23 protein-coding genes are annotated in these 24,154 nt (G+C 46.3%); 2 read left to right on the top strand and 21 right to left on the bottom strand.

Annotation, left to right across the window (positions count from 1 at the left end; all coding sequences use genetic code 11):
- Nucleotides 1-110: 110 nt before the first annotated feature.
- From MWG26_RS11260 to MWG26_RS23175, 21 genes are all read right to left on the bottom strand, one after another.
- Nucleotides 111-3,089, bottom strand: coding sequence for a bifunctional diguanylate cyclase/phosphodiesterase (locus MWG26_RS11260; protein ID WP_025657470.1), 2,979 nt, complete (start codon nt 3,087-3,089; stop codon nt 111-113).
- Nucleotides 3,090-3,144: 55 nt separating this feature from the next.
- Entirely contained in the window at nt 3,145-4,623 is a 1,479-nt protein-coding gene (locus MWG26_RS11255) for an extracellular solute-binding protein (protein WP_117440832.1), read from the bottom strand.
- An 18-nt stretch (nt 4,624-4,641) separates the two neighbouring features.
- The gene (gene rsfS, locus MWG26_RS11250; RefSeq protein ID WP_025657471.1) at nt 4,642-4,992 is read right to left on the bottom strand and encodes a ribosome silencing factor; all 351 of its coding nucleotides are present in this window, start codon (nt 4,990-4,992) and stop codon (nt 4,642-4,644) included.
- 64 nt (nt 4,993-5,056) lie between these two features.
- Nucleotides 5,057-5,617: a bis(5'-nucleosyl)-tetraphosphatase (symmetrical) YqeK gene (gene yqeK / locus MWG26_RS11245; RefSeq protein WP_044927362.1), complete on the bottom strand. Its 561-nt coding sequence runs from the start codon at nt 5,615-5,617 to the stop codon at nt 5,057-5,059.
- Complete coding sequence (gene nadD, locus MWG26_RS11240) at nt 5,614-6,225, bottom strand: nicotinate-nucleotide adenylyltransferase (protein WP_025657472.1); 612 nt, start codon at nt 6,223-6,225, stop codon at nt 5,614-5,616. The genes yqeK and nadD overlap by 4 nt, the downstream gene beginning before the upstream one ends.
- A 9-nt stretch (nt 6,226-6,234) precedes the next feature.
- Nucleotides 6,235-6,525, bottom strand: coding sequence for a ribosome assembly RNA-binding protein YhbY (gene yhbY / locus MWG26_RS11235; RefSeq protein ID WP_025657473.1), 291 nt, complete (start codon nt 6,523-6,525; stop codon nt 6,235-6,237).
- A gap of 17 nt (nt 6,526-6,542) precedes the next feature.
- Nucleotides 6,543-7,826: a GTPase ObgE gene (obgE, locus tag MWG26_RS11230; RefSeq protein WP_025657474.1), complete on the bottom strand. Its 1,284-nt coding sequence runs from the start codon at nt 7,824-7,826 to the stop codon at nt 6,543-6,545.
- 241 nt (nt 7,827-8,067) lie between these two features.
- The gene (gene rpmA, locus MWG26_RS11225) at nt 8,068-8,352 is read right to left on the bottom strand and encodes a 50S ribosomal protein L27 (RefSeq protein ID WP_009004259.1); all 285 of its coding nucleotides are present in this window, start codon (nt 8,350-8,352) and stop codon (nt 8,068-8,070) included.
- A gap of 5 nt (nt 8,353-8,357) precedes the next feature.
- Nucleotides 8,358-8,702 (bottom strand): ribosomal-processing cysteine protease Prp, encoded by a 345-nt coding sequence (locus MWG26_RS11220; protein WP_117440831.1) that lies wholly within the window; start codon nt 8,700-8,702, stop codon nt 8,358-8,360.
- A 12-nt stretch (nt 8,703-8,714) separates the two neighbouring features.
- Nucleotides 8,715-9,023 carry a 50S ribosomal protein L21 gene (gene rplU, locus MWG26_RS11215; protein ID WP_025657475.1) on the bottom strand — a complete coding sequence of 103 codons (309 nt, stop codon included), beginning with the start codon at nt 9,021-9,023 and terminating at the stop codon, nt 8,715-8,717.
- Between the two features lie 106 nt (nt 9,024-9,129).
- The gene (locus MWG26_RS11210; protein WP_025657476.1) at nt 9,130-9,915 is read right to left on the bottom strand and encodes an amidohydrolase family protein; all 786 of its coding nucleotides are present in this window, start codon (nt 9,913-9,915) and stop codon (nt 9,130-9,132) included.
- Between the two features lie 35 nt (nt 9,916-9,950).
- Nucleotides 9,951-10,364 carry a CBS domain-containing protein gene (locus MWG26_RS11205; RefSeq protein WP_025657477.1) on the bottom strand — a complete coding sequence of 138 codons (414 nt, stop codon included), beginning with the start codon at nt 10,362-10,364 and terminating at the stop codon, nt 9,951-9,953.
- Nucleotides 10,365-10,379: 15 nt separating this feature from the next.
- A complete protein-coding gene (locus MWG26_RS11200) occupies nt 10,380-11,699 on the bottom strand; it encodes an aspartate kinase (protein ID WP_025657478.1) in 1,320 nt (439 codons plus the stop codon).
- A gap of 236 nt (nt 11,700-11,935) precedes the next feature.
- On the bottom strand, nt 11,936-12,415 hold the full coding sequence (ybaK, locus tag MWG26_RS11195) for a Cys-tRNA(Pro) deacylase (RefSeq protein ID WP_025657479.1): 480 nt from the start codon (nt 12,413-12,415) through the stop codon (nt 11,936-11,938).
- Between the two features lie 79 nt (nt 12,416-12,494).
- Nucleotides 12,495-13,391: an SPL family radical SAM protein gene (locus MWG26_RS11190; protein WP_025657480.1), complete on the bottom strand. Its 897-nt coding sequence runs from the start codon at nt 13,389-13,391 to the stop codon at nt 12,495-12,497.
- A gap of 313 nt (nt 13,392-13,704) precedes the next feature.
- A complete protein-coding gene (locus MWG26_RS11185; protein WP_025657481.1) occupies nt 13,705-14,898 on the bottom strand; it encodes a ribonuclease E/G in 1,194 nt (397 codons plus the stop codon).
- Nucleotides 14,895-15,611, bottom strand: coding sequence for a TIGR03936 family radical SAM-associated protein (locus MWG26_RS11180; protein ID WP_025657482.1), 717 nt, complete (start codon nt 15,609-15,611; stop codon nt 14,895-14,897). Before MWG26_RS11180 ends, MWG26_RS11185 begins: the two co-directional genes overlap by 4 nt.
- Nucleotides 15,595-17,460: a TIGR03960 family B12-binding radical SAM protein gene (locus MWG26_RS11175; protein WP_025657483.1), complete on the bottom strand. Its 1,866-nt coding sequence runs from the start codon at nt 17,458-17,460 to the stop codon at nt 15,595-15,597. The genes MWG26_RS11180 and MWG26_RS11175 overlap by 17 nt, the downstream gene beginning before the upstream one ends.
- A 238-nt stretch (nt 17,461-17,698) precedes the next feature.
- Nucleotides 17,699-19,534 (bottom strand): FtsX-like permease family protein, encoded by a 1,836-nt coding sequence (locus tag MWG26_RS11170; protein ID WP_117440830.1) that lies wholly within the window; start codon nt 19,532-19,534, stop codon nt 17,699-17,701.
- 13 nt (nt 19,535-19,547) lie between these two features.
- The gene (locus MWG26_RS11165) at nt 19,548-20,225 is read right to left on the bottom strand and encodes an ABC transporter ATP-binding protein (RefSeq protein ID WP_244062724.1); all 678 of its coding nucleotides are present in this window, start codon (nt 20,223-20,225) and stop codon (nt 19,548-19,550) included.
- A gap of 9 nt (nt 20,226-20,234) precedes the next feature.
- The gene (locus MWG26_RS23175; protein WP_025657486.1) at nt 20,235-22,145 is read right to left on the bottom strand and encodes a MerR family transcriptional regulator; all 1,911 of its coding nucleotides are present in this window, start codon (nt 22,143-22,145) and stop codon (nt 20,235-20,237) included.
- A gap of 350 nt (nt 22,146-22,495) precedes the next feature.
- Between MWG26_RS23175 and MWG26_RS11155 the strand changes: the two genes are divergently transcribed.
- Both MWG26_RS11155 and MWG26_RS11150 read left to right on the top strand, forming a co-directional pair.
- Entirely contained in the window at nt 22,496-23,140 is a 645-nt protein-coding gene (locus MWG26_RS11155) for a MarR family winged helix-turn-helix transcriptional regulator (protein ID WP_025657487.1), read from the top strand.
- Between the two features lie 32 nt (nt 23,141-23,172).
- The gene (locus MWG26_RS11150) at nt 23,173-24,126 is read left to right on the top strand and encodes a cation diffusion facilitator family transporter (protein ID WP_025657488.1); all 954 of its coding nucleotides are present in this window, start codon (nt 23,173-23,175) and stop codon (nt 24,124-24,126) included.
- Nucleotides 24,127-24,154: the final 28 nt, after the last annotated feature.

The following is a 24,154-nucleotide window of genomic DNA, read 5'->3' as shown; positions in this document are numbered from 1 at the left end:
TTCCGATTGGTATTAAAAAGACATGCGCAAAATAAAGATGCGCATGTCTTTTTTATCCTCTTAATTATCTCCTGCGGGAATCCCGCCGACCGGTAGGCGGTTCGCTCCATTCAGTCTTTCTTAATCTGTTCCACAATATATTCGCTTATCTGCGGCGGTTCCAGAAATGGCCGTGCAAGGTAATATCCCTGCATATAATCTACACCCAGTTCGATCACCTTATGCATCTCCTTTTCCGTCTCTATTCCCTCCGCAATGACTTTAATATTTCTTTCCTTAGCATAAGATATGGTATTTTCCACGATCTTCTGCTTATCAATATTATCATGAATACCGGATATAATCTCTCTGTCGATCTTAATATACTTAGGGGCAAGCTCCAGAAGGATTCTCTCACCATTATATCCGCTCCCGTAATCGTCCAGCGCAAAATCAGAATCCCAGCGGTTGACAAGAACCCGTTTTACATCCATAGCCTCCTTATCTGCCTCTGCGTATTCAGTAATCTCGAATACGAAGTGGTCCAGATACCCTTTACATTCAGATTCAATAAACTCAATCATCCTGTTACTCACTCTGTAGTCGGCCAATGAGTTAATAAAGACTTTACAGTCAGGCCTAATCCGTTGGTTCTTCACATGCTGTACAAATGTGGTGGATGCCATCTTCCAGGTCAGTTCTTCTACTTTATCCAGTTTGTGTTCTTCTCTGGCCAGAGCCAGAATTTCCGAAGGGTTGCGCAATGTAGGCATGGTTCCTCTCATCAGAGCCTCATAGGCAAAAATCCTGCCGGTGTGCGCATCGACGATGGGCTGAAAATAGTACTCTACCTTTTCCCGTTCCAGCAGTTCCGAAAGCTCCCTGCGGTTCTGCGAGATATACTCCTCGCTGTGATATGCCCCCAGGTCAAAGTCACTGATTTCGCCTTTGGTAGAATGCTTCACCTGATACATTGCGAAATCAGAAAATTGCAGGAGCTGTTCGTAATGGCGGGAATCCCTTGGATACCATGAGATACCGCCGGACATCTTTATTTTGAGCCTCTGCATTGGCGGAAGCAAAATGTATTCTTCGTCGATGCCCTTTTTCAGGCCGGAAAGAATCCGTGTGATATCCTCCTCCGAATCATATCCATAGAAAAACAGATAAAATTCATCCCCTGAATTACGTGATATAATTGTGTTCGACGGCGTATACTTACGGAAACTGTCTGCCGCAGCCTGAATGTATTTATCCCCGTAATCATGCCCGAACTTATCGTTGATCTGTTTGAGATTATCCAGATCCATCATAACCAGTGCCGCCTTCTTTAGGCAGGATTCTCCCTTTTCAAAAAGCTGCTGCATGATACGCTGGAATGCACGTCTGTTCTTCAGCCCTGTAAGCAGATCATGATCACGTTCATGCTCAATCAGCTGCTTTTCCTGTATTGTCTTCGTGATATCTTCTACTATGCCGATTGCCCTTCGATCCTCCAAGCCCGAATAACTTAGGCGGACATAGGTCTCTTTTTCCCCGTCCGGTATCTTATACAATATATAGTCTTCCGCTTCCTCTGCTTTATAGATATCCAACTCCTTCATTTCCATGATAAAAGTCTGCACATCCATATTCGAAGCAATGGAACCCTTAAGGCCAAAAATATCAAAGAAACCGTCCGTCAAAAATAGAGTTCTATTATCCATGTCAATTTCAAACCCTGCTATACGTATGCTGGCTTTGTTCAGAATCTGCGCAAACTTTGTGGCGGAATCGATTACATCACGGCTCAGCTTCTCAATGGACTCTTCCATCTGATCGAATTCATATATATTCGTTCTAGGGAGGCCTATTTTGCTTTTTCTATTCATCTGCTGCATATGTTTTGACACAAGATGTATCGGTCTTGATATCATAAAACTAACAAGCACGCTGCCTGCGATTCCCATAATGATTGTCAGAATAATTGCAACAATAATATAGGACATGATATGGTTAGAAAACTCGGTAAGATCACTCTCTTTTACTGCACCTGCCAGTCCCCAACGATCCGATTCAAAGGGGCCGTTCGAATCATAGAGCTGGAAATATTCCATATCCATAAAATACCGCTCATGGTCTGTACCGTTAAAATAAAAGTTCCCATCAGATGACTGTGATACATCCAGCTTTTCCATGTCCGGTGCGATGCTGCTGTCCGATGAATATACGGTTCTGTATTCATTGGTTTTTGCATCCTGAACGATCAATAAATACGAGGCCGGCTTATCTTCCATCAATTCCTCGGACGGAAGCATAGTGGAAAGGTAATCCAGTGTAATCTCCATGCCAAGTGTACCATAGACTTTACCCTTTCCAGTTATCAGCGGCACCGTATAGGAAATCATCATCTTATCATCGTCCGTAAGCGTATGGGGTTTTCCCCAATATCCCAATTCTGTCAACGAAGCTGCCTCGGGGTTTTCATATCCTTGTTCCTGCGGATTCAGAAAAAGATTATATGTTTCCTCATGTTCCCTGGTAAATACGAACTGAGGCTTCCAAGCACTGTCAGTGGCTATATCCAGGCTATGTACAAGATCAACCGAGCCTCTCTCAATCAGGAGGTCACTGTTGCGGACAGAGACGCTTGTATCCGGATCCAGATCCCGGAAATAAACGCCCGGACGGGAAAAACTCTCCTGTTCCCTCAGTTCTTTGGGATCATCATTGTTAAAAACAACAAAAGCTCCGGTCACCTTATTGGAACGAAGCATTTCGATCAGATTTCCAGAAATCTCAGAGACCAGCGGAAAGCAGGCATTTGAGTTTTTTCCTATATTATCCAGGTCGATCGTCCCGTCATGATCCAGCTTTTCAGCGGTCTCGTTAATAAGTTGTACCGTATAAGACACATTAGACCAGCTGTTTATCATCTCATTCTGCAAGTAGCTGGAACGGTTGGCTACCTTTCCCTGTACAATGCCTTTGGCATTCTCATCAAGTTCCTGAATGGCTCCCCCAAATATAAAAGTTCCTGAGAGCAGCATTACTTCTATTAAAGTCAGGAGGACCATGGGAATCAGCATTCTTTTCAGTATAGGCTGTGCTTTCTGTCTGTTGATTTGCATTCCCGTGCCCTCCTTTCTTTCATCCGCTTCCTATATTTATTCAACGGTACCGGATTTATTTATTATCTACTAACTTCTCAAGAGATGCCAGTGTCTCCTCATACCAGCTCTCAAAATTATCATCCGTATTATATTTACTGACAGCCTCTTCCCTTGAAGAACCGGCTGATATGGCTGCTTCTACCTCTGCCCTGTCCGCTGCCGCTTTGTCTGAGAGCGAATACTCCAGTACATTACGGGCATCCGTACCATTTTCAAAGGCGCGGGTGGTATAGAGTGAAGTTTCCTCAATCTGTGTTAGGGAAGCCTCCAGCACCTGGATGACGCTGCTGTCTGTACTGTCTATGTTCTTTTTGATCAGTTCTTTATCATTGGCCTCTTTTTTAACAGGCAGATACCCTGATGTCACTGCAAACTGTATATTACGGTCAGTGTCTGTAAACCATTTCAAAAATTCCACGGAAGCCTCGATTTTTGCCTTATCTTCCTTTTCCATCACGACCATGCCTGCCCCCTGCTGTACAGAGTATTTCCCGCCGTCCTTAAAACGCGGGCACTCAAAAGCCTGCATCTCGATCGGATATGTATTTTCATCGTCCAGCGTCACCTGATCAGGGAAAAATGTCGCACCCGCAGAGGAACCTACGAATGCAAGTATATTCCCTGTCTTGATGTCATCACTCCGGAACTTCCCGGAGGAAGCAAAGTAGCCGTTGATAAAAGGCACATAGTAATTGTCCCAAAGCTTACGTATAACATCTTTATCAAAATTCAAAGCCGGCTGGCCATCCTTGACAGAGAAAATCTCAGTTCCCAGTTCCCGTGCTCCTATTATAAAATAATTGGCCATAGCGTCCCTTCCAAAGAAGGCTTTTCCGTCATCCGGAGTATCTGTCAGGCTGTCCGTCCATTCGTAATATTCTTTGGATGTGGCAGTAATCCCCTCGATTGTGGAAATATCCTCCAGGGCAGCGCCCGTTGCATCGGCAAACTTATCCCAGTCTGTCTTGTTCAGCATAAATACTTCCGTTGCCTTGGCAATCGGGAATATCTTCAGGCTGTCTTCGGAGGAAAACTTTCCCTCATCAATGTAGCTGTCCATATATTCACTGATCTCATCTTCAGTCATATATTCCATCAAATCCACAGCCATGCCCTTCTGATCCACCGCATAGGCTGTATCCGCATAAGCCGCAAAAATATCGGGGATTTCTTTTGCCCCTACTTTTCCGTCAATGGAGGCCAGTACGTTATCCTCCAGATCGGCCACATTGCCAAGGCTTGATGCTTTTACTTTGATTCCCAGCTCTTTTCCCCGGCTGCCATTGAACTCTGTTACCAGTTCATTAAAGGCATCCTGCTGTGCGCCGTTATAATAGTGCCATACTTCGATAGACACCGGCTTCTTAGGATCCAGCAGGCTTTCCTTCTTGTTATCATTCATTTTTTCTTCTGCAGAAGAGCACCCGGCCGTCAAGCTGAGAATGGCAGCTGTAAATAGGCAGACTGCAGTTTTATACACTCGTTTCCTCATAATATCCTCCACCGGCGCTTATAGTGTTTCAACATCTACTTCTACGCCATCCCTCCAAATACGTTCCAGGTTATAGAACAGCCTGTTCTCCTTATCAAAAATATGCACGATGATATCTCCAAAGTCAAGCAGCACCCAGCTGGCGGTTCCGTAGCCTTCCCGCTGCTTTAACACAAAGCCTGCCTTGTGGAGACATTCCTCCACATTGTCTATCAGAGCCTTTACCTGACTCTCATTGCTGCCGTTTGCGATGATAAAATAATCCGCAAGTACGGAGACGCTGGCAATATCGATCACCTTAATGTCCTCGCCCTTTTTTTCATCCAGCGCTTTGCAGGCAAGCCGCGCCATTTCCCTTGCTTGTTCCATAAATCAGTCTCCTTTACTTCTTTAATTTGTATGATTATAGCAACCGTTCTGATTGTCTGAACTGCTACTGATAATATTCATAAGTTCTGACGGTCATAGGATCAATCTCCCTGCCCACATTCTTCAGATAAGAAATCGTTGAACCAGCACTAAGTGCCACTGCCTTGTTCAGGTTTGAAAACGCCTCTCTTCTCACTTCTTTTAAAACCGGAATTCCCTGTCTACCTGGCTCAATATAATCTGCAAGAAAAATAATTTTTTCAAGCAGTGTCATCTGAGGCTTTCCCGTGGTGTGATAAGTGATGGCTCCCAGAATATCAGAATCTTTAATATTATATTCATGCTCCGCAAGATATGCTCCCAGCTTGGCATGGATCAGGGCCGGCATTTTCAGTTCAGACTCGGTCAGTGCGATATTGCAGTCCCTGCACAATTTGATCTGCTCCTTACCGGAGCAGAACTTACCGCAGTCGTGCAGCAGCCCCGCCAGCATCGCCTGATGTATATCCGTTTCATAACACATGGCAAGCGATGCAGCCGTATACATAACTCCCAGCGTATGTTCGTAGCGTTCTGGTTTTAATCTCTTCTCCAACTTTCTTCGAATCCCCAAAATCTCCGTCATTGCTCCACTTCCTTATACAAATGATGTTCTTTAATATAATCAGCCACTGCATCCGGCACGAAATAATGCACTGTCAGCCCCTTCGCAGCCCGCTCCCGGATCGTTGTTGAAGAAATCTCCAGAAGCGGCGCCCGAAGCAGTTCAATCTCGGCTTCATATTTCTTTTTAAGATAAGCAATCTGTTTCTGCATATCTCGCACATCCTTGTCATCCCGCATCGCGGCGAGTATGGTGCAGGTTGGAAAAATCTCTTTGAAATACTTCCATTGTTCAATAGAAAACAGAGAATCCGCCCCCAAAATAAAATAAAACTCGTTGCCCGGGTACAGTTCATGGAAATCACGCATTGTCCGATACGTGTAAGATATACCCTTCTTCGCCTCATGCATGGAAAGCTTAAAATGCGGGGAACCGCTGATTGCGGCCTTTACCATCTCAATTCTGTGGGTAAGCGAGGTATCCATCTCTTCCGTATCTTTATGCGGTGGATTACCATTCGGTAAAAACCATATTTCATCCAGTTTAAACTCTTCGAAGGCAAATTCTCCCAATAGCAGATGACCAATATGAATCGGGTCGAATGTGCCTCCCATGATGCCGATTTTCATAAAATCCTCCTACGGAAGTACGATCTTTTTCTTGTCGTCTTTTCCTTCCCTGTATAATACAATCTTCTTGCCGATTACTTGGACAACCTGAGAACGTGTCCTGCCGGCCACCAGATCTGCCAACTCCCTTGGATCATCTGCACAATTTTGGAGCACACTGATCTTGATGAGTTCTCTGGCCTCTAAAGCCTCGGAAATTGCTTCTGTAAGCCCGGGAGTAATACTGGACTTCCCGATCTGGAAGATCGGATCCATTGTCATGGCAAGGCTTTTTAAATAAGCTCGCTGTTTTGTTGTCATACTGTTTTATCTCCTGTCTATTTATAATAATCAAACTGCAGTCCATACATCTTAACCGTGTCACCCTCCTGAATGCCTGCCTGTTCCAGATCATTCAGGATACCGGAATCTTTTAAGAACTTCTGGAAGAAGGCAAATCCCTTTTCGGAATCCAGATTGGTGTATCCCAGCATCTTTTCAATCTTCGGGCCTTCCACTACAAACAGTTCTCCTTCTCTCTCCACTGTGTAGGGCAGGTCTTCATAGATCAGTTCATCCTCAGGAAAGTATTCCTGTTCAAATACAATCGGCTTCTCATCCATAGCCTGGAGCTGCCCGCTAACATAGTATAACAACTCCTGAATCCCCTTGCCGGAAACTCCGGAAATCGGGAATACCCGGATTCCTTTTGGCTCAAATTCAGCCCGGAGCCTGTCCACCGGATCATCGTCCCCGCTGTATATCAGATCTGTCTTATTGGCTGCAATCACCTGCGGGCGCTCTGCAATCTCAGGATTATAAGCCGTCAGCTCCGCATTAATCTTATAGATATCATCCACCGGATCCCGGCCCTCAGTTCCTGCTGCATCCACCACGTGGATCATCATCTTTGTCCGTTCAATGTGGCGCAGAAACTCATGTCCAAGTCCGACGCCTTCCGATGCCCCCTCGATCAGCCCGGGTATATCTGCCATCACGAATCCTTTCGCCCCATCCAGGTCCACGACTCCCAGATTCGGGTTCAGCGTCGTAAAATGATAGTTGGCAATCTTGGGATCCGCATTCGTAACCCTGGAGAGCAGCGTTGACTTGCCCACATTGGGAAAACCAATCAGCCCTACATCAGCGATGACTTTCAGCTCCAGATTCACCTCCAGCTCCATGGCCGGCTGTCCGGGCTGCGCATACTTCGGTACCTGCATGGTGGATGTGGCAAAATGCTGATTCCCCAGTCCTCCCCTGCCGCCTTTTAAGACAACCTGGCTGCGGTTGTCCCCGGACATATCCGCGATTACTTTACCGGTCTTTGCTTCTTTGATCACGGTTCCCTCCGGAACCTTTAAGATCAGATCCTTACCATCTTTCCCGTGGCAGCGGCGCTTACCGCCTTCTTCGCCGTCGCCGGCAGCATATTTCCTTTTGTGGCGGAAATCTACAAGCGTATTCAGGCCTTCATCTATTTGAAAAACCAGATCCCCGCCTTTTCCGCCGTCCCCTCCGTCCGGTCCGCCGTTCGGTACATAGAGTTCCCTCCGAAAGCTGCAGTGTCCGTCACCGCCTTTGCCGGATCTTATAAAAATTTTCGCTCTGTCTGCAAACATATAATATATCCTTTTCTATTTACTATTTTTACCAATTCCATATCCGTACTATTATATCACAAGATGGTTCCTTTTACTATTCATAATTCCCTGAAATCACATATCCTATAGCTGCATATTTGTAACAGTTCAAAGAAATATGAAAGAAATCCCTGCTCAGAGCTATTGCCTGTGCATTTCGATGTGAAATAATAAACAAGCCCCAGACTGTTAGGTCTGAGGCCGTGTGTACCGTAACTAATTATTCAGCTACAGGATAGATAGAAACCTGTTTCTTATCTCTTCCTTTTCTCTCGTATCTGACAACTCCGTCTACTAATGCAAACAGTGTGTCATCCCCGCCGCGTCCTACGTTCACGCCCGGATGAATTCTTGTTCCACGCTGTCTGTAAAGGATGTTGCCCGCTTTTACAAACTGTCCGTCAGCTCTTTTGGCACCTAATCGTTTAGACTCAGAGTCACGGCCGTTCTTAGAAGAACCAACTCCCTTTTTATGAGCAAAATACTGAAGGTTCAATTTCATCATGGTTATTACACCTCCTTGAAGATAATATCAATGTATGGTTCATAGTCGCTGTCATCTTCTATTTCTTCCAACCCCAGAATCATAGTCTTTAACAGCAATTCAGCATCGTGTGTAGGTCTCCCACCGGTAAATCTGAACTGAATCAGCCCCTGTGCACCTTCCGAATCGTCTGTCACTACAGACGTCTCATCGGATGTGTATCTTTCAACCGCGTTTATCGTGTTGATAATCAGCGCTGAAGCCGCCGCACATACGATGTCCATGCCCTCATCCGCGAATCCGGCATGTCCCAGTGCGTCAAAACCTACATATTCGTGCTTGTCAGTCTTATAAATGGTTACTTTAATCATTCTCTCACCGGGTTATGCGTTGATCTTGTCGATCTTAACTGCAGTATACTGCTGTCTGTGACCATTTTTCTTATGGTATCCAGATTTTCTCTTATACTTGTAAACGACAACTTTTTTACCTTTGCCGTCACCAATTACAGAAGCTGTAACTGTTGCACCTTCGACTGTCGGGTTCCCAACAACAAGTTTATCGTTGTTCACCGCAAGTACCTGGTCAAATGTATAAGTCTCTCCAGCTTCTACCCCAAGTTTTTCTACTTTAATGATATCGCCTTCGGCTACTTTGTACTGTTTACCACCTGTTGCTATAATTGCGTACATATGGCACCTCCTATTATCATTACTCGCCAATTACGGTGTCTGCTAAAAGGGCAGAACTTCAGAACCTCATTGCGCGGCATACCGTTGTAGTATAGCATATACAAATTTATAAAGTCAATAGTTTCCGGGCATTTTCGTCAAAAATCCTGCTTTTTTCCTCCTGTGTCAGTGGAAGTCTATTCATATATTCTATGGACTCTGACTGCCCGGACCATGGAGAATCTGTGGCAAAAAGAATACGATCTGTGCCGTGGTTCCTGCAAATACGCACAAACTGTCCGTCATCGATGGAACCAAATACAACGGCGGTATCCAGATAAACCTTTTTTCCGACGATGCAGCGCTCCACGTCGTCCCAGCATTTAAAACCGCCCATATGGGCGATAACCAACTTTTCGGGCTGCACTTCGTCAATCACCTCTGCCGCCATCTGCGGCGTGCAGTAAACACAGTCCGGATATCCGGGATCGTAGCCGCCGTGCACGGTAATAATCAGCCCCAATTCCGATGCATAGGAAACGATCCGCTTATAACGGATATCATGAAACATCGTCTCCTGATATGCAGGGTGCAGTTTAATCCCCTGAAATCCCATGTTCTTCAAAGTCTTAAGTTCTTCCCTGTAGTCTGCGCTGTCCGGATGGAGTCCCCCGAAGGAGATCACGCCGCCCTCCAAAAATCGGGCGGCAAAACGGTTTATGCTGTCAAACTGAGACGGTTTTGTAACAACCGGGAGGGCAACGGAAATGTCTATGCACGCTTTCTCCCCGGAAGCCCTCAGACCCTCAGCAGTTCCATCGGTAAAGGGAACCGTTTTACATCTTCCGCTTAAAAATTCCAGTGTCTTTCCGGCAATCTTATCCGGAAAAATATGTGTATGAAAATCTATCATCTTATTTTACCTTATTTAAGCCTTTGGGAAGGCTTCTACTTGTCACAATCATTGAGTTTATTGTAGCAGTATTCTATAATGCTTCTGCGCGTAATAATTCCGATGAACTTATTCTGGTCATCCACTACGGGTACAAAATTCTGGTTCATCGCTTTCTTCACCAGATCTTCCATATCGGCATCCGCAGGCACTACATCAAAATTTGCCTTGCGTGGGAAATCCTGGATCAAGATGTGTTCAGCGCTTTTAATGTCCAGATTATTGTACGACTTTATTCCCCAAAGCAGGTCTCCTTCCGTGACAGTGCCGACAAATTCCCCTTCCCTGTTCAGCATAGGGATGGACGCATACTTATGGTATTCCATTGTCTCCAGAACTTGGCGCAGCGTACTGTCATTGTAGATATAAGCAACTTCATTTTTCGGTTTTAAAAAAAACAGAATGTTCATAATGAATACCTTTCCTTAAATTTGTGTCAAAACAAAGATTTCATACAGCGCCCTGATTGCGTTTTTAAAATCGTCATGTCTGACACCAACAATAATATTCAGCTCACTGGATCCCTGATCAATCATTTTTACATTAATGTGCGCATGGGCAAGGGCAGAGAATATTCTGCCGGCTGTCCCCCGTGTCGCCCTCATTCCCCGGCCTACAATAGCAATCAGTGCAAGATCTGATTCCAGTTCGATGTGGTCAGGATCTACGGCCTTGTGGATTCCGGCAAGCACCCGCTGTTCCTTTTCCTCGAATTCATCCTTATGAACAAAGATTGTCATTGTGTCAATACCCGACGGCATATGTTCGATGGAAATCTCATTCTCCTCGAATACCTGAAGCACCTTACGGCAGAAACCAATCTCAGAGTTCATCATCGCCTTCTCAACTGTAATGGATGCGAAGCCGTCCGTACCGGCAATTCCCGTAATCGTATACTTCGGCTGCCTGCATGTGCCCTCTACGATTAAAGTCCCTTTATCCTGAGGCGCATTGGTGTTGCGGATATTGATCGGTATTCCTGCTTTTCTTACCGGGAAAATAGCATCCTCATGCAGCACACTCGCCCCCATATAGGAAAGCTCACGCAGTTCTTTATATGTAATAGTCTCTATGGATTTCGGATTCTTCACAATCCTTGGGTCAGCAATGAGAAATCCGGAAACATCTGTCCAGTTCTCGTATAAATCAGCAGTTACAGCCAGCGCAACCAGTGAACCTGTGACGTCTGAACCTCCCCTGGAAAATGTTACAACCGTTCCATCTGCTTTCGCCCCGTAAAAACCAGGAATGACAGCGTACGGAATCTCTTTCAGACGTGCAGACAGCAGGTCATTTGTCGCAGCATCATCAAAATTGCCGTCCTCGTCAAAACGGACTACCTCGGCTGCATCCACGAATTCAAATCCCAAATATGCCGCCATCACCTTGCCGTTCAGGTATTCCCCTCTGGAGGCAGCGTAATCTCTTCCGGCCTTTTTTCCGAAATTTTCACGGATCTCTTCAAAGTCCTGATCCAGGGAAAGGGTCAGATTCAGTCCTTTTATAATCTCATTATATCTGTCCTGGATTGCACAGAGCAGGTCTGTAAAGTTCTTTTCCTTAATGGCTGCCCCATAGCAGCTGTACAGCATATCCGTTACCTTGGTATCACCTGAGAACCGTTTACCTGGTGCGGATGGTACAACATACTGCCTGGATTCATCTGCCCGTATGATGTCCCCTACTTTTTTAAACTGCTCGGCACTGGCCAAAGAACTTCCGCCGAATTTTACTACTTTTTTCATTCCTCGTTTCCTCCAATATACATAAAGAGGCGCCCATATCCGGCATGCATCCGGCCTTTAACAGCAAATACTGTGCGATATAGTTCCCTCTTCAAAATTTCTGCGTTCTCGGTACATTATTATAACGCAGTCATTCCCGGTTGTAAATCTCTTCTTTCGCATTTTTTTGCATTTTATGACAAAAAATCCTGCATTTTTATTCATAAATCAAATTCAAAATCTGTTTTTCTGCAAATTTAAAGTATCACATCTGCATACTCGGCGCCGGAGGCCCTTTTCAGATCACCGGGAGCCAGTTTTAGCTGCACGCCCAGCCTGCCCCCACTAACATACACGTAGTCCAGGCACCGGGCCGTTTCATTTATTATAGTAGGGAAAGGTTTTTTCATCCCAATGGCAGTGCAGCCCCCTCTGACATATCCGGTAACCGCGGTAAGCTCTTTAACCGGAAGCATTTCCAAAGACTTTTCTCCCGCAGAACGGGCCGCCTTCTTTAAGTCCAGTTCAGACGCAATCGGAATCACAAACACATAATGTATCCCGCTCTTCCCTGTTGTTACGAGTGTTTTATAGACTCTGTCATGAGGCAGGCCCGTTTGGTTTGCAATTGTAATGCCGTCCACGAATTCATCGCATTCGTAAGTCTGATATTCATAAGGTATTTTATATCGGTCCAATATCCGCATTGCATTCGTCTTCAGTTCTTTCTTCCCCATAGTCTTCTCCCTATATGTTATATTTTGTCTCCTGCAGGATTGGCAGAGCCTGAACCATTACATTCTGCACATGATTTACTCAATAATCGAATAAGCTGAGCTGCTCCATACGATAGGGGCGCTTATAGCTTGAAATGATATCGGACATCTTATACAGGATCCCCGCCTCCTGGCACTCTTTCTCGAAAACCTTCCAAAGCTGGCGCACCCGCGGGCTTCTGCATTCATAGGAATTGCCGAATCTCTTTTGGTATTTCTCTGCAAGCCCCTCTCCCGGAAAGAGCTGGTTCAGCTTTTCATAGTACCAATCCCGCTGATTTTCCCGCAGCGTCATCCCAAAAGCAGGATAGATAAATTTTGCGCCCGCCTCGTGAGCCTTACAAACGATTTCCCGGATATTCTCATCAGAGTCTTCCAGGAACGGAAGCACGGGCATTAACAGAATCCCGGCATATATCCCATGATCGGCCAATTCACGAATCAGGGCAAACCGTTCCGAGGACGGCGGCGGTACTGGCTCTATTTTTTTTGCAAGCAAATCGTCCGAGGTGGTTATTGTGACTTTGCATAGTACCGGTGAATGTTCCATGATATCTGTAAGCACATCGATGTCCCTTGCCAGCAGACTGCTCTTTGTAGCGATAGCGGTACCGAAACCAAATGCATTGCACAGCTCCAACGCATGCCGGGTCAGTTCCAGTTCCTTCTCGAAGGGATTATAAGGATCACTCATTGCCCCTGTACCAATCACGCCCTTCTTTGTCTTTCTGCGCAGCTCATCGCGTATGATCATCAAAGCATTTTCCTTTGCCCTGACAGTGTCAAAGGAAGAGATTCCATAGCAGTCTGAACGGCTGTCACAGTATATGCACCCATGACAGCATCCTTTATATATATTCATATTATATTCTGTTCCAAACCAGTATTCTGGTCTTTTTGAACGAGTAATTATCGTTTTAGCTGGAATATATTCCATAATGATGTTCCTTTTCTTGGAACTCCCCGGCAGTTGATTGACCGGAGAGGTTCACTTATTATACTAAAGCCATGGTTTTCTGGCTATTGTAACATTAGGCATTTTGCTGCGGTAACATTTTCGGCAAATAAATTGTATAATCGTATACAATTTATTTGCAACTTCACCACCTTAAAATTTCTGCACAACACACTAGTTTCAAATATTGTATACATGAATGCAATATTTTTTCTTTCAACACCACTCTAGCCATATTCTGTACTACAAATAGGCTTATATTACATACAATTATACAATATAAAAACTAAAAAAATTATTCAGCTAAACTCTCATGAAGAGGTCTGCGTACTTTTTTGCGGGTCAGCTCTACAAGCTGCAGCTCAGTCACGTCCACAAGTGTTGACTGAATGGGATCTCTTGAGAGGTACTGGCGGAATGTTTTCAGCAGTTCCCTGGTTGCATCTGCATCATCCAGGTTGATAAAATCTACAATAACGATTCCCGAAAGGTTTCTGAGCCGCATCTGTTTGGCTGCTTCCCTAGCTGCTTCGAGATTGATCTTCAAATAGGTTTCAGAAGGATTCTTTTTTACAGAACATTTTCCGGAATTCACATCGATCACGGTCAGTGCCTCCGTATACTGTATCACTATATAGGCCCCGTTCTTAAGCCATACGCGTTCACTCAATGCCCTTTCCAGTACAGTCTGTGTATTATACAGCTTTCCGAGAGGAAGCTGGCTGCTCTGATAAAGCCTCAGTTTTTCTAATTCTGCCGGCTGATCTCTTGTATAATATTCTTTGACCTGGCGGTAAAGCTCTTCGTCCTCAATCACAATCTCAGTTAAACCTTCGGTATACACATTTTTCAGGTCAGAGATATAGGCGGGAGGCGCCTCCTGCAGACAGGAAAAGCATGTTCTCGTCTGAGCCGCAGACTTCAGAGCGGTATAGCTTTGTTCCAGGCTCTTAATCTCCCCCAGGATCTGGGCAAAATCAGCATCGCCTGCATTCGTACGGATGATAAGACCATACTCCTCGTTTTTATAGGGCATTAGGCGTTCTTTTAATTCCTCACGCAGCGATTTGGGAAGTTTGCCGGAGGTTCCGATTCTTGTGTTTCCGGTAGTCAGGATTGCATACCTGCCCGTAAAGCTTAAATTGCTGCTGACAGTCGGGGCCTTTGTTTTAACGGCCTCTTTGCTGATCTGAACAACCAGCTCATCCCCGATGCAGAGCGGCTTCCTGCCTGCTTTATGAGTAAACAGAGCATTAGCGGCCTGGCTCATGTCATAATAACATTCCACGCCGCTCTCAATCTCGATAAATGCTGCTCCGATATTGGGCACTATATTCCTCACTTTGCCTACATAGATATTGCCGAGTACATGCTGCCTTACGCCGCTGTCCGGCTTATCGCAGTGTATTTCTACGATTTCATCGTCCTCCAGAAGAAATATCCAGACCTTTTGGGCCTCCTTCATCATAAGAACTTTTCTTGAAGTCATGCCGTTTCCATCTCCATTTCACTACCCAGATCTTCTAGTGTTACCAGTTCCCGTCTGCCTTCCTGTCCCCTATCCGCATACATCTCAAGCCTGTGATGTGAATAATCGCTCTCGGCAAAATCAATCCCCATAAAATGGCAGAAGGCCTCCATGACAAGGCCGGGCTTCAGATTCTGGACGCTCCCCGCGGCCACCTGCATACAGACAGTGTCCGCTTCCGCTTCCAACCGGTATATCATTGGCTTGATATCCACTTCATTTGCACTGCGTTTTGTCTCTTTCAGAATCCGGATCTCGGGCTGCGTCATAAATGCCGCAATCTTCTCTGCCCAATCCGCAGGAAACACACCCTTTTTCACCGTCGTCCTGTAATCTGCCGCCGCAACGATCGCCATTCCAGTCATCTTCTTTTCTTCCGCAATCTGACGGAAGCTTACGACTTCCATCCCTTCCACCATGGCCTCATTCAGCCGTCTTACTGCCTCTTTGCTGGAAATCGGACCGCTCAGCTCAATATCAAAGTATTCACCATCACTGGAAAGTCCGATCCCCAGCGGATTTGCAAAAGACATAATCATATGGGGACTGTAACCGGCGGTAAAGGCGATCGGGATCTCCGCCCTTCTCATGGCCTTCTGGAAAAACCGCATCACATCCAGGTGCCCGATAAATCTCAGCGCACCATATTTTCTGAACTTAATTCTTACCTTCATAGCAGACACCTCCTCCAAATTGTGCCGCGCCGCATCCGGAGCACTGCATCTTACAGTTTGGTGTGACAACGCCCTCCAGCGCCCTCTCCCACTCTTTTTTCATAAAACTTTTGCTGACCCCGATATCAATGAAGTCCCAAGGAAGCAATTCATCCAGTTCTCTTTCCCGGGCTGTATAGAATGAAACATCAATGCCCGTATTCTCAAAAGCCTGCATCCATTTTTCATTGCAGAATGTTTCTGTCCAGGCGTCAAAAAGGCATCCCAGTCTGTAGGCCTCCTCAATGGCCTTCCCCACTCTCCTGTCGCCGCGGGCAAATACGCCTTCCAGAACGGTTACTTCGGCATCATGCCAGTTGTACTTCATGCTTTTTCTGTTTAACTGCTCCTGGAATTCATGCTTCACAACCGAAGCCCTGTGCATATACTCCTCACTGGTACACATAGGCGCCCACTGGAATGGGGTAAACGGTTTTGGTACAAAGAAGGAAGTGCTCGCCGTAATCTGGCATTTGCCATGGCGCTCCTCCTTCGGGATCTCGTAATATCTTCTCGCAATCCGGTCTGAAAGCCTAGCGATCTCCTTCATATCTTCTTCCGTCTCCGTGGGAAGGCCCAGCATAAAGTACAGCTTTACCTTGGACCAGCCTCCCTCGAAAGCCTGTCCGGCCCCCTCCAGGATCATTTCCTCCGTCAGGCCCTTATTAATTACATTTCTCATCCTCTGCGAACCCGCTTCGGGGGCAAATGTCAGGCTGCTCTTGCGGACATCCTGCACCCGCTGCATCACATCCAGCGAAAAAGCATCGATCCGAAGGGATGGCAGGGTAATATTCATCCCGTTATCCTTAAATTCATCTATTAAAAATTCCACCAGTTCTTTCAGTTCGGAATAGTCACTGGAACTCAAAGAACTCAGAGAGATCTCTTCGTGTCCCGTATTCTTCAGCATAACACGGGCGTACTCCTTCAGTGTCTCCACGTTTCGCTCGCGGGTAGGCCGGTACAGCATCCCTGCCTGGCAGAATCTGCAGCCGCGGATACATCCCCTCTGGATTTCCAGCACAACCCGGTCCTGCGTTGCTTTGATAAAGGGCACCACCGGGTTCATCGGATAAGGCGCTTCCGTCACATTCATTACAATCTGCTTTTTCACCGTGGCAGGAATCCCGGGCTCCGTCGGTGTAAAGGACTTCAGCGTACCATCCTCATGATAATCCGCTACATAGAACATCGGAACATAGATACCCTCAATCCCTGCCGCCTTTCTCAGAAACTCTGTACGGCTGCTGTTCCCGGCTCGGCAGGTCTTGTAGAGATCCAGCAGTTCATCATAGACCGTCTCTCCCTCTCCTATATAAAACAGATCAAAGAACTCTGCCAGCGGTTCCGGATTGTAGGTGCAGGGGCCGCCGCCGATTACGATCGGATGCTCCCAGGTACGGTCCGCGCTGTGGAGCGGAATCTGGCTTAGATCCAGGATCTGCAGTATGTTCGTGTAGCACATTTCATACTGGATCGTGATGCCCAGGAAGTCAAAATTCTTGACCGGATCCTGTGATTCCAGGGCAAACAGGGGGATCTTCTGTTCCCTCATCACCTTGTCCAGGTCGGTCCAGGGAGAATATACCCTTTCACACCATACATCCTCACGCCGGTTAAAAATATCATACAAAATCTGAATCCCCAGGTGGGACATGCCAATTTCCATGATATCGGGAAACGAAAGGGCAAACCGAATGTCCACCTGATCCGGGTCTTTATTCACTGCATTTACCTCATTGCCGATGTAACGGGCAGGTTTCTCGATATTCAGCAATATCTCATCGCTCAACGCTAATTTTCTCATCATTATATACATCCTTCTTATCCATGCTATTTGATTCCAAATGATCTGATGGTGTCCGGAAACACCGGGCACCACCGTTTAATTATAAGTGCTTTTTGTCATAACATCAAGCAAAATGCGGAATGTTTTAAGTTTATGAAGATGAGTGCGCGAAAGAAAGGGATAGATCCTGTAACGGCTACCCCTTTCTTTCGCGCACTCATCTTCCGACGAGATGGAAGCTCATTAACTGTGCGTATTAAACATCTTCAATCTTCCCTAAAAGCTGCAGCGGCTCCTTTTTTAGGTTTTCTTTCATATAGCAGGACGAGATGATAAACGCCGCCAGAATTAAACCGCCTCCGGTTCCAACCGACAGTGCGATGCTGGGGCTTGCCCACTCTATGTCCGCCTCTGTGTCATTTGTTGTCACATTGCTGTAGGAAGTATCGAATACAGTGGCCGCATCGGCCTTCTTGGCGGCTGCTCCTGTGGCTTTCCATCCCGCTATGCTGCCCAGGATGCTGCCAGCCGCCGCAAGTACAAGTATTCCGGTCAGAATAGATCTGGAACACTGCCCCTTCGTTCTTCCAAGCAGACGCTCCACGGCGATCCTCTCCTGTTGTCCCGTTATGAACATACTTGAAAAGAACAGTAAAATCATGAGTGCCATGACGCCTCCGCTGACCAGGAATATCCATGACATCATCTTTCGCTTTTCAATCCCTTCCCGGAGCTGGGTATAGCCTTTGTCATAAAAGGTGATCTTCAGATCTTTTACCCCTTGTTTTTCCCATAGCTCCTGATATTGCTGTATTGTTCCGTTTGGAATTTGGAAAGACGTGTTACCAACCTGCATGCGTCCATAGGCTACGATGTTATCTTTCCAGGAATTCTCGGGAACTGCGTTCCAGGGAATGACTACTTCATACATGCCGATTCCAAGGGAACCGGTACCGTAATCTTTGATTGTATAGATGCCCGCAATCTCATATTCCTGCTCGCTGAATACGGAATAAGGCTGGCCCTGTGCATTAATAAAGGAAAATCCATATCCGCTGCCCTTTGTTGAAAAGTTGTCCACCGGTGCATCCCGATAATTAGCATAAAACAGAGGCAGGGTTAGTTTGTCCCCCACGGACTTCTGAAGCAGCATTGCCAGCGTACTGGGAATCAGACACACCTTTGCGCCGTCCTGATATTCCTCTTCTGTGATATCCCTCCCCTCGGTGATAACGACCTCCTCCTGATAAAACGGCATCAGCAGCTTTGTGCTGTCTGTGGGCTGAACCGGTATGGCATGATCCAAATAGTCCTGCATATTTCCCGCCAGCAGCCATCGCTTTCCGCGTTCTGTTTCGTAGAACCCCTCCGTCACCTCATCAAATTCGTTTGATTCATTTATAGGATCATAGATCCTTTCTCCATCGAGAGTGTATTGTGTTGATAGGGTACCATTTGAAGGAACATATTCAATTTCCATCTCCCCGCTATCGCTGTTTTCTGTTTCCACACCGTGGGTAAAACCGTACTGATTAAGCTGCATAATATAAGTCTTTCCCGCCTCGAACGTTCTGGGTTCCGGATTCTGGTGTTCGCAGACATAGATATAATCCCCCTCATTGACAGCGCCTTCCAACACCTTAACAATGCGCATCTTGACGGAATGATCCGCCGTTTCTGTTTTCAGAGGGGTTGCCTCCACGGTAAGCAGCCAGGTGCGCCCCACTCCCTGATAAAGCTCCTCTACATATGCTCCAAAATAGGGGCGCTGCCTTGGCTTATGTACATACCCCGCGCCTTCAAAGTCCAGCACCTCCTCTTTGATCCGCTCCCCCGCGGTTCTTGCGTTAAAGTACTGATACTCTTTCATTTTCGCATCCCATATCCCATAAACCCCGTTATCCTTTGTCTCCTGCTCCACGGTTCCTATGGTGGTAAATATTTTTTCGAATTCCTGAATTGCCGTTCTGCTCATGTTCCAGAGGTTTCCACCCAGTGCCAGGAAAAATGCCGAAACACCCATCAGAAGAAAAAACAGAAAACTCTTCAGGGGACTGCGGAGCATTTGTTTCATGCTGTAATAAAATGTCATGCCATACACCACCTCACTGATTTTCTACCGATATCATTTTCCCGTCCTTCATGGTCATACGGATATCCGCCTGGTCTGCAATCAAAGAATTGTGTGTAACTATAATAACCACGTAATCTTTCTCATGTGCCAGTCTGAGCAGTAATTCGACTATATTCTCTTCATTTTCCGTATCCAGATTCCCTGTCGGCTCATCTGCCAGCAGAATCCTCCCACCGGCTGCCATAGCTCTTGCAATTGCCACTCTCTGCTGCTCCCCTCCGCTCATCATACGCGGATATTGGTTCAGGATCTTTTCTTCCAGACCTACTTCCTCCAGGCACAGGGCCGCCTTCTCTTTTGCCGTTTTGCGTGGGATTCCCTGGAGCTCCAGCGGATACATAACATTCTCCCAGGCGGTCAGCAGAGGAAATAAATGAAAGGCCTGATATACCACTGACACTTCCTTCCGTCTGTATGCATCCCGGTCTATTTCCGCCAGATTTTCGCCGTCCACCAGGATTCTTCCTTTCCTGGGATGGTCAAGTCCGGCAAGCAGGGATAGAAAAGTACTTTTTCCGCTTCCTGATTCCCCGGTAACCGCATACATGTTACCGGACTCGAACGTACAGGATATCCGTTTTACCGCCTCAATTGTCTGAAATTTATTCTGATAAGAATAACTTACATCTTCTACTTTAATCCGTTCCATATCTCCCTCTCAATCTCTGTGTGATAACACAGCTGCAACGCTGAATCTTCCAAACATCCACATGGCAGCCGACGCGCCCAGTATATAGCAGATAAAAAACACAAGCCAGACAGACGCAATTGCTCCGATGCCGGCCCACCGCAATATCAACCCTGTAGCTGCTCCCACAGCGCCGCCTGCCGCAGCCAGCAGAATATGTTCCGCCAAAAACAGTACCGTACACCGTCGTCTGCTCGTTCCAAGCGCCCGCATAATCGCGTACTCCTCCCGTCTGCCCTGAAGCAGTAAGTGGGATACGATATACCCCACCATAATCACTACAAGAAGGACAAAGGGCAGAAATCCCTGCAGCAGAGACAGGCTTTTTTCCAGACTAGTGACCGACCGGATAAAGATCACATCATCTACCCTGACCCCGGCCCCGGCATAAGAGAAAGTCGAGCCCGGAACCACCGTCTGAAACCCGGCGTCCTTTAATTCCTGTTTTAATTCATTGAGCTTCATGGAATCCTTTACCAGAAAGGACAGGGAAGATGCAAAATATGTCTGGTCATTCTGCTTATAAATCTCTTTTACAGCATCCAGAGGGAATAAAATATCCGGCACATTTACCTCTTCATCAGTTCCGCTGGAATCCCACATTCCGACGACTTCCATACTTACCTGCCGGAGATCCTTTATTTCTAATCCTATTCCGGAAAGCAGCAACTGGTAGTGCTGCAGTGAAAGGGGGAGCTGGCTCCCAAGTTCTTTATCTATGGATGCTTGATTCACGATACAGACATCCTGGCTTTTCTGGAATGCATCCCAATCCCAGCCTTCGCTCCACTTGATATCTTCTTCTTCCAGGCCCTCAATACATTCCGGACGGTTCAATCCCTGAATCCAGAGATCTTGTAAGTTTTCGGCATTCTCCTGCGGAAGGCGCCCCAAAAGCTTTGCCCCTTCCACAATCTCTTTTGTGTATGAGGATCCGTAAACCGCATCGAGAACCCGCGGCTGTATGAACAGGCCCGAATTGGAATCCCCGCTCACGTTCCAGATCTGTACCGATATAGGGAGCCTTTCCGGTAATTCATCGAGCTGTTGTTTTGTACTGGTCAGATTGCCCAGATAAAGAGCCATTACAATAACCGTCAGCAGGCTGATCAGGATATTGAGGATACTTTTTTTGTAATGACGCCGTATATTTACTAGAATTGTATGTATTCCCTGATAAAAACTCCTTCTCTTTTCCGGGATTTCTTTCTTGATAGACTCTTCATTTTCCCTCATACAAAGTATCCGTGTTGACGCTTTCTTTGTCTCCTCACTGTCCTCCAGCACTCTGGCCGCTGTATAGACGGTTCCGTCCAGTGTGAATATAGGGTACATACCGGATTTTACCATCTGAAACTTCATCCCGCGGTCTGATGCATATTTACGCAGTACAGCCTCAAACATACCGGCCGTGTTCACGGCTTCATCTGCATTAAATGAAAACCTCCGCTGCTGTTCTTCCATGGCCACCCGCTTGTAATCGTCCGCAATCTTTGCGAATATGCTTCCGTTTCGGGACATGGTTTCCATTTTTTCAAGATAAGCATCCACGTCCACCTGATCCGATTGATCCTTATGGATACTCGTGCAGACTTCAATCGCCGCCTGCAGCTGTTTCTGCTGCTTCAGCAGATTTTCCTGCTGGCGTGCAACGGCCTCTTTTAGGGGAATCTCCTCCTTCAGTACATTCTCAATCTCTTTCAGGGGCATATCCAGCATCCGCAGCATCTTAATCAGCTTCAAACGCCGGATATCTTCTTCTGAATAATCCCTGTATGCATTGCCGGTTTCCCTTGCAGGTTCCAACAGCCCCTGCCGCTCATAGTAGCGAATATTCTGTCTGGATATTCCGGTCAGTTCCTCCGCTTGTTTCGTATTCAAACATCCACCCCCTCGTCTGGTTGCATTCTGTTATCTGAATGCTTTTATTTATAATAGGGTGTATAACTGGTATACAGTCAAGTCTTTTCCGAAAATTTTCTTACTTTTCTTTCCGGGCGCGCCGCTATTACCACATATTTTTTAATTTCCGGACACTTTATATGTCCCCTCAATTTTTTTTACGCTCTAAAACATTCTTATTCAAAATTTAATTTATTGCCGCGGAGATTTTTTAGAAAATTTATTTAGTACAGTACTTGACAAATTAATAGTCAGGTACTATACTAATATTTGTCAGGTACATGACTTTTATGAGATATCCAGCACGATTTACAGGAAAGGAGAAAAAAATGAACGAATTAAAATCAACGATAATAGAACAGCTCCAACAGCTTCAGATGCTGATGCATCGCACAACAGTTGCCTCTTTTACGGGGAACGGCAGAGGCCGGAATCCTCTCAGGGGACAGGGCCGTGTATTGGCTATGCTGAAGATTAAGCCGGAAATCAGCCAGAGAGACCTTACTTATCTTCTGGGCATGAGTAAGCAGTCAATTGCAGAACTGCTTCTTAAACTGGAAAAGAATGAGTTCATCACCCGTCATCCCTCAGAGAATGATAAACGGGTGATGATTATAGAACTCACAGAAAAAGGGGAAAAAGCCGCCGGAAGCTTTGATGACAGCGTGCCCGATTCAGCCGTGATTCTGGATTGCCTGGAGAAGGAGGAACTCGGCAGATTCAGCGATTATCTTGGGCGCATTATCAAACGATGCGAAGAACAATTCCCGAATGAGGACTTTGAGCAACGGCACAGGGCAATGCGGGAATTTATGGCACAGCGTAACCCATGTTCCTGCGATCATTTAGACGGACGCACAGCGGAAATGCGCGACAAGCGGCAAAACGCACGCGGCAATGGCTTTAGTGACAGCAGCACCAGAAAAGGCACACGGCGGCGGGCCGGAAGGGAAGACACAGCCGGCAGACCATAAATTTTCAGATAGAAAAAGAAGGAGGAGTACAAATGCAGCCAGATAGGAAATACAGCCCCCGCCTACAGATAGGACAGAGGGTTGGAATTGCAGGAATCCTTGTAAATGCCGTACTTTTTATCGCTAAGTGTGCCATGGGGTACCTTGGAAACAGCGTATCTGTTCTTGCAGATGCAACAAATAATTTAATGGACTGTGCCTCTTCTCTTGCCACCCTTATTGGTTTTAAGATGTGTGCGAAACCAGCGGATGAGCATCACCCGAACGGGCATGGGAGAATGGAATATATCAGTGGATTTGTTGTTTCTTTTTTTATCATCTCCGCAGCATTATCTTTTGGCAAAAAAGCGGTTCTGAGGATTATCAAGCCCCAGGCGGCGGATATGCCCCCGGAATTATTTTGGATTCCTATTACGGCAATCGTGCTGAAGCTGTGCCTAGCATTTTATACGAAATATTTAAATAAGAAGGTAGGCTCAGCTGCCCTCGGTGCCATGTTCAAAGATAGTATCTCTGATGCCGCATTGACCGTAATGACGATGATATCACTGCTGCTCTCTCCACTTACCGCTCTCCCTCTGGACGGGATAATCAGCCTCATAATTTCGGGAGTGATTTTGTGGTCGGGCATTACCTCCTTTGTGGAACATCTGGATCTGCTGATCGGGAGAGGACAGGATGAAAAAATGAATGATCAGATTTCCCGCATCGTTTTAGCCGACAGAAATATCTTCTGCAGTATCTTGTCTATTGTAACATTCGACTACGGTCCGGAGAAACAATTCGCCTTTATCCAGGTTGCTTTGCATAACGGCCTATCGCCGGAAACCGCACAGGCAGAAGTCAGAAATATCATACAGGAACTCAAATCTGCACTGGATCTCGATGCCACTATTTATTGGGATTCTAAAATCGGCGGGCAGTATGAGATGCTCCTGCCTTACAGTAAGGAGAATACTGCACTTCTGCCGAGCTATAATCCGTAATCCCGGCCTCTTCGTTCGGATATTTTCC

The organism is Faecalicatena contorta, from assembly GCF_022835095.1.
In the GTDB taxonomy this organism is placed as follows: domain Bacteria; phylum Bacillota; class Clostridia; order Lachnospirales; family Lachnospiraceae; genus Faecalicatena; species Faecalicatena contorta.
This window is presented reverse-complemented; position numbering and strand designations above follow the sequence as displayed.

Excerpts from the sequence above, each read along its gene's own strand:
- MWG26_RS11255 (WP_117440832.1), bottom strand. The coding sequence starts at position 4,623 with ATGAGGAAACGAGTGTATAAAACTGCAGTCTGCCTATTTACAGCTGCC.
- MWG26_RS11170 (WP_117440830.1), bottom strand. The coding sequence starts at position 19,534 with ATGACATTTTATTACAGCATGAAACAAATGCTCCGCAGTCCCCTGAAG.
- rplU (WP_025657475.1), bottom strand. The coding sequence starts at position 9,023 with ATGTACGCAATTATAGCAACAGGTGGTAAACAGTACAAAGTAGCCGAA.
- MWG26_RS11185 (WP_025657481.1), bottom strand. The coding sequence starts at position 14,898 with ATGACTTCAAGAAAAGTTCTTATGATGAAGGAGGCCCAAAAGGTCTGG.
- MWG26_RS11180 (WP_025657482.1), bottom strand. The coding sequence starts at position 15,611 with ATGAAGGTAAGAATTAAGTTCAGAAAATATGGTGCGCTGAGATTTATC.
- nadD (WP_025657472.1), bottom strand. The coding sequence starts at position 6,225 with ATGAAAATCGGCATCATGGGAGGCACATTCGACCCGATTCATATTGGT.
- rpmA (WP_009004259.1), bottom strand. The coding sequence starts at position 8,352 with ATGATGAAATTGAACCTTCAGTATTTTGCTCATAAAAAGGGAGTTGGT.
- rsfS (WP_025657471.1), bottom strand. The coding sequence starts at position 4,992 with ATGGAACAAGCAAGGGAAATGGCGCGGCTTGCCTGCAAAGCGCTGGAT.
- ybaK (WP_025657479.1), bottom strand. The coding sequence starts at position 12,415 with ATGGGGAAGAAAGAACTGAAGACGAATGCAATGCGGATATTGGACCGA.
- MWG26_RS11155 (WP_025657487.1), top strand. The coding sequence starts at position 22,496 with ATGAACGAATTAAAATCAACGATAATAGAACAGCTCCAACAGCTTCAG.
- MWG26_RS11175 (WP_025657483.1), bottom strand. The coding sequence starts at position 17,460 with ATGAGAAAATTAGCGTTGAGCGATGAGATATTGCTGAATATCGAGAAA.
- yhbY (WP_025657473.1), bottom strand. The coding sequence starts at position 6,525 with ATGACAACAAAACAGCGAGCTTATTTAAAAAGCCTTGCCATGACAATG.
- obgE (WP_025657474.1), bottom strand. The coding sequence starts at position 7,826 with ATGTTTGCAGACAGAGCGAAAATTTTTATAAGATCCGGCAAAGGCGGT.
- MWG26_RS11260 (WP_025657470.1), bottom strand. The coding sequence starts at position 3,089 with ATGCAAATCAACAGACAGAAAGCACAGCCTATACTGAAAAGAATGCTG.
- MWG26_RS11165 (WP_244062724.1), bottom strand. The coding sequence starts at position 20,225 with ATGGAACGGATTAAAGTAGAAGATGTAAGTTATTCTTATCAGAATAAA.
- MWG26_RS11190 (WP_025657480.1), bottom strand. The coding sequence starts at position 13,391 with ATGGAATATATTCCAGCTAAAACGATAATTACTCGTTCAAAAAGACCA.
- MWG26_RS11205 (WP_025657477.1), bottom strand. The coding sequence starts at position 10,364 with ATGAACATTCTGTTTTTTTTAAAACCGAAAAATGAAGTTGCTTATATC.
- MWG26_RS11150 (WP_025657488.1), top strand. The coding sequence starts at position 23,173 with ATGCAGCCAGATAGGAAATACAGCCCCCGCCTACAGATAGGACAGAGG.
- MWG26_RS11210 (WP_025657476.1), bottom strand. The coding sequence starts at position 9,915 with ATGATAGATTTTCATACACATATTTTTCCGGATAAGATTGCCGGAAAG.
- yqeK (WP_044927362.1), bottom strand. The coding sequence starts at position 5,617 with ATGACGGAGATTTTGGGGATTCGAAGAAAGTTGGAGAAGAGATTAAAA.
- MWG26_RS11220 (WP_117440831.1), bottom strand. The coding sequence starts at position 8,702 with ATGATTAAAGTAACCATTTATAAGACTGACAAGCACGAATATGTAGGT.
- MWG26_RS11200 (WP_025657478.1), bottom strand. The coding sequence starts at position 11,699 with ATGAAAAAAGTAGTAAAATTCGGCGGAAGTTCTTTGGCCAGTGCCGAG.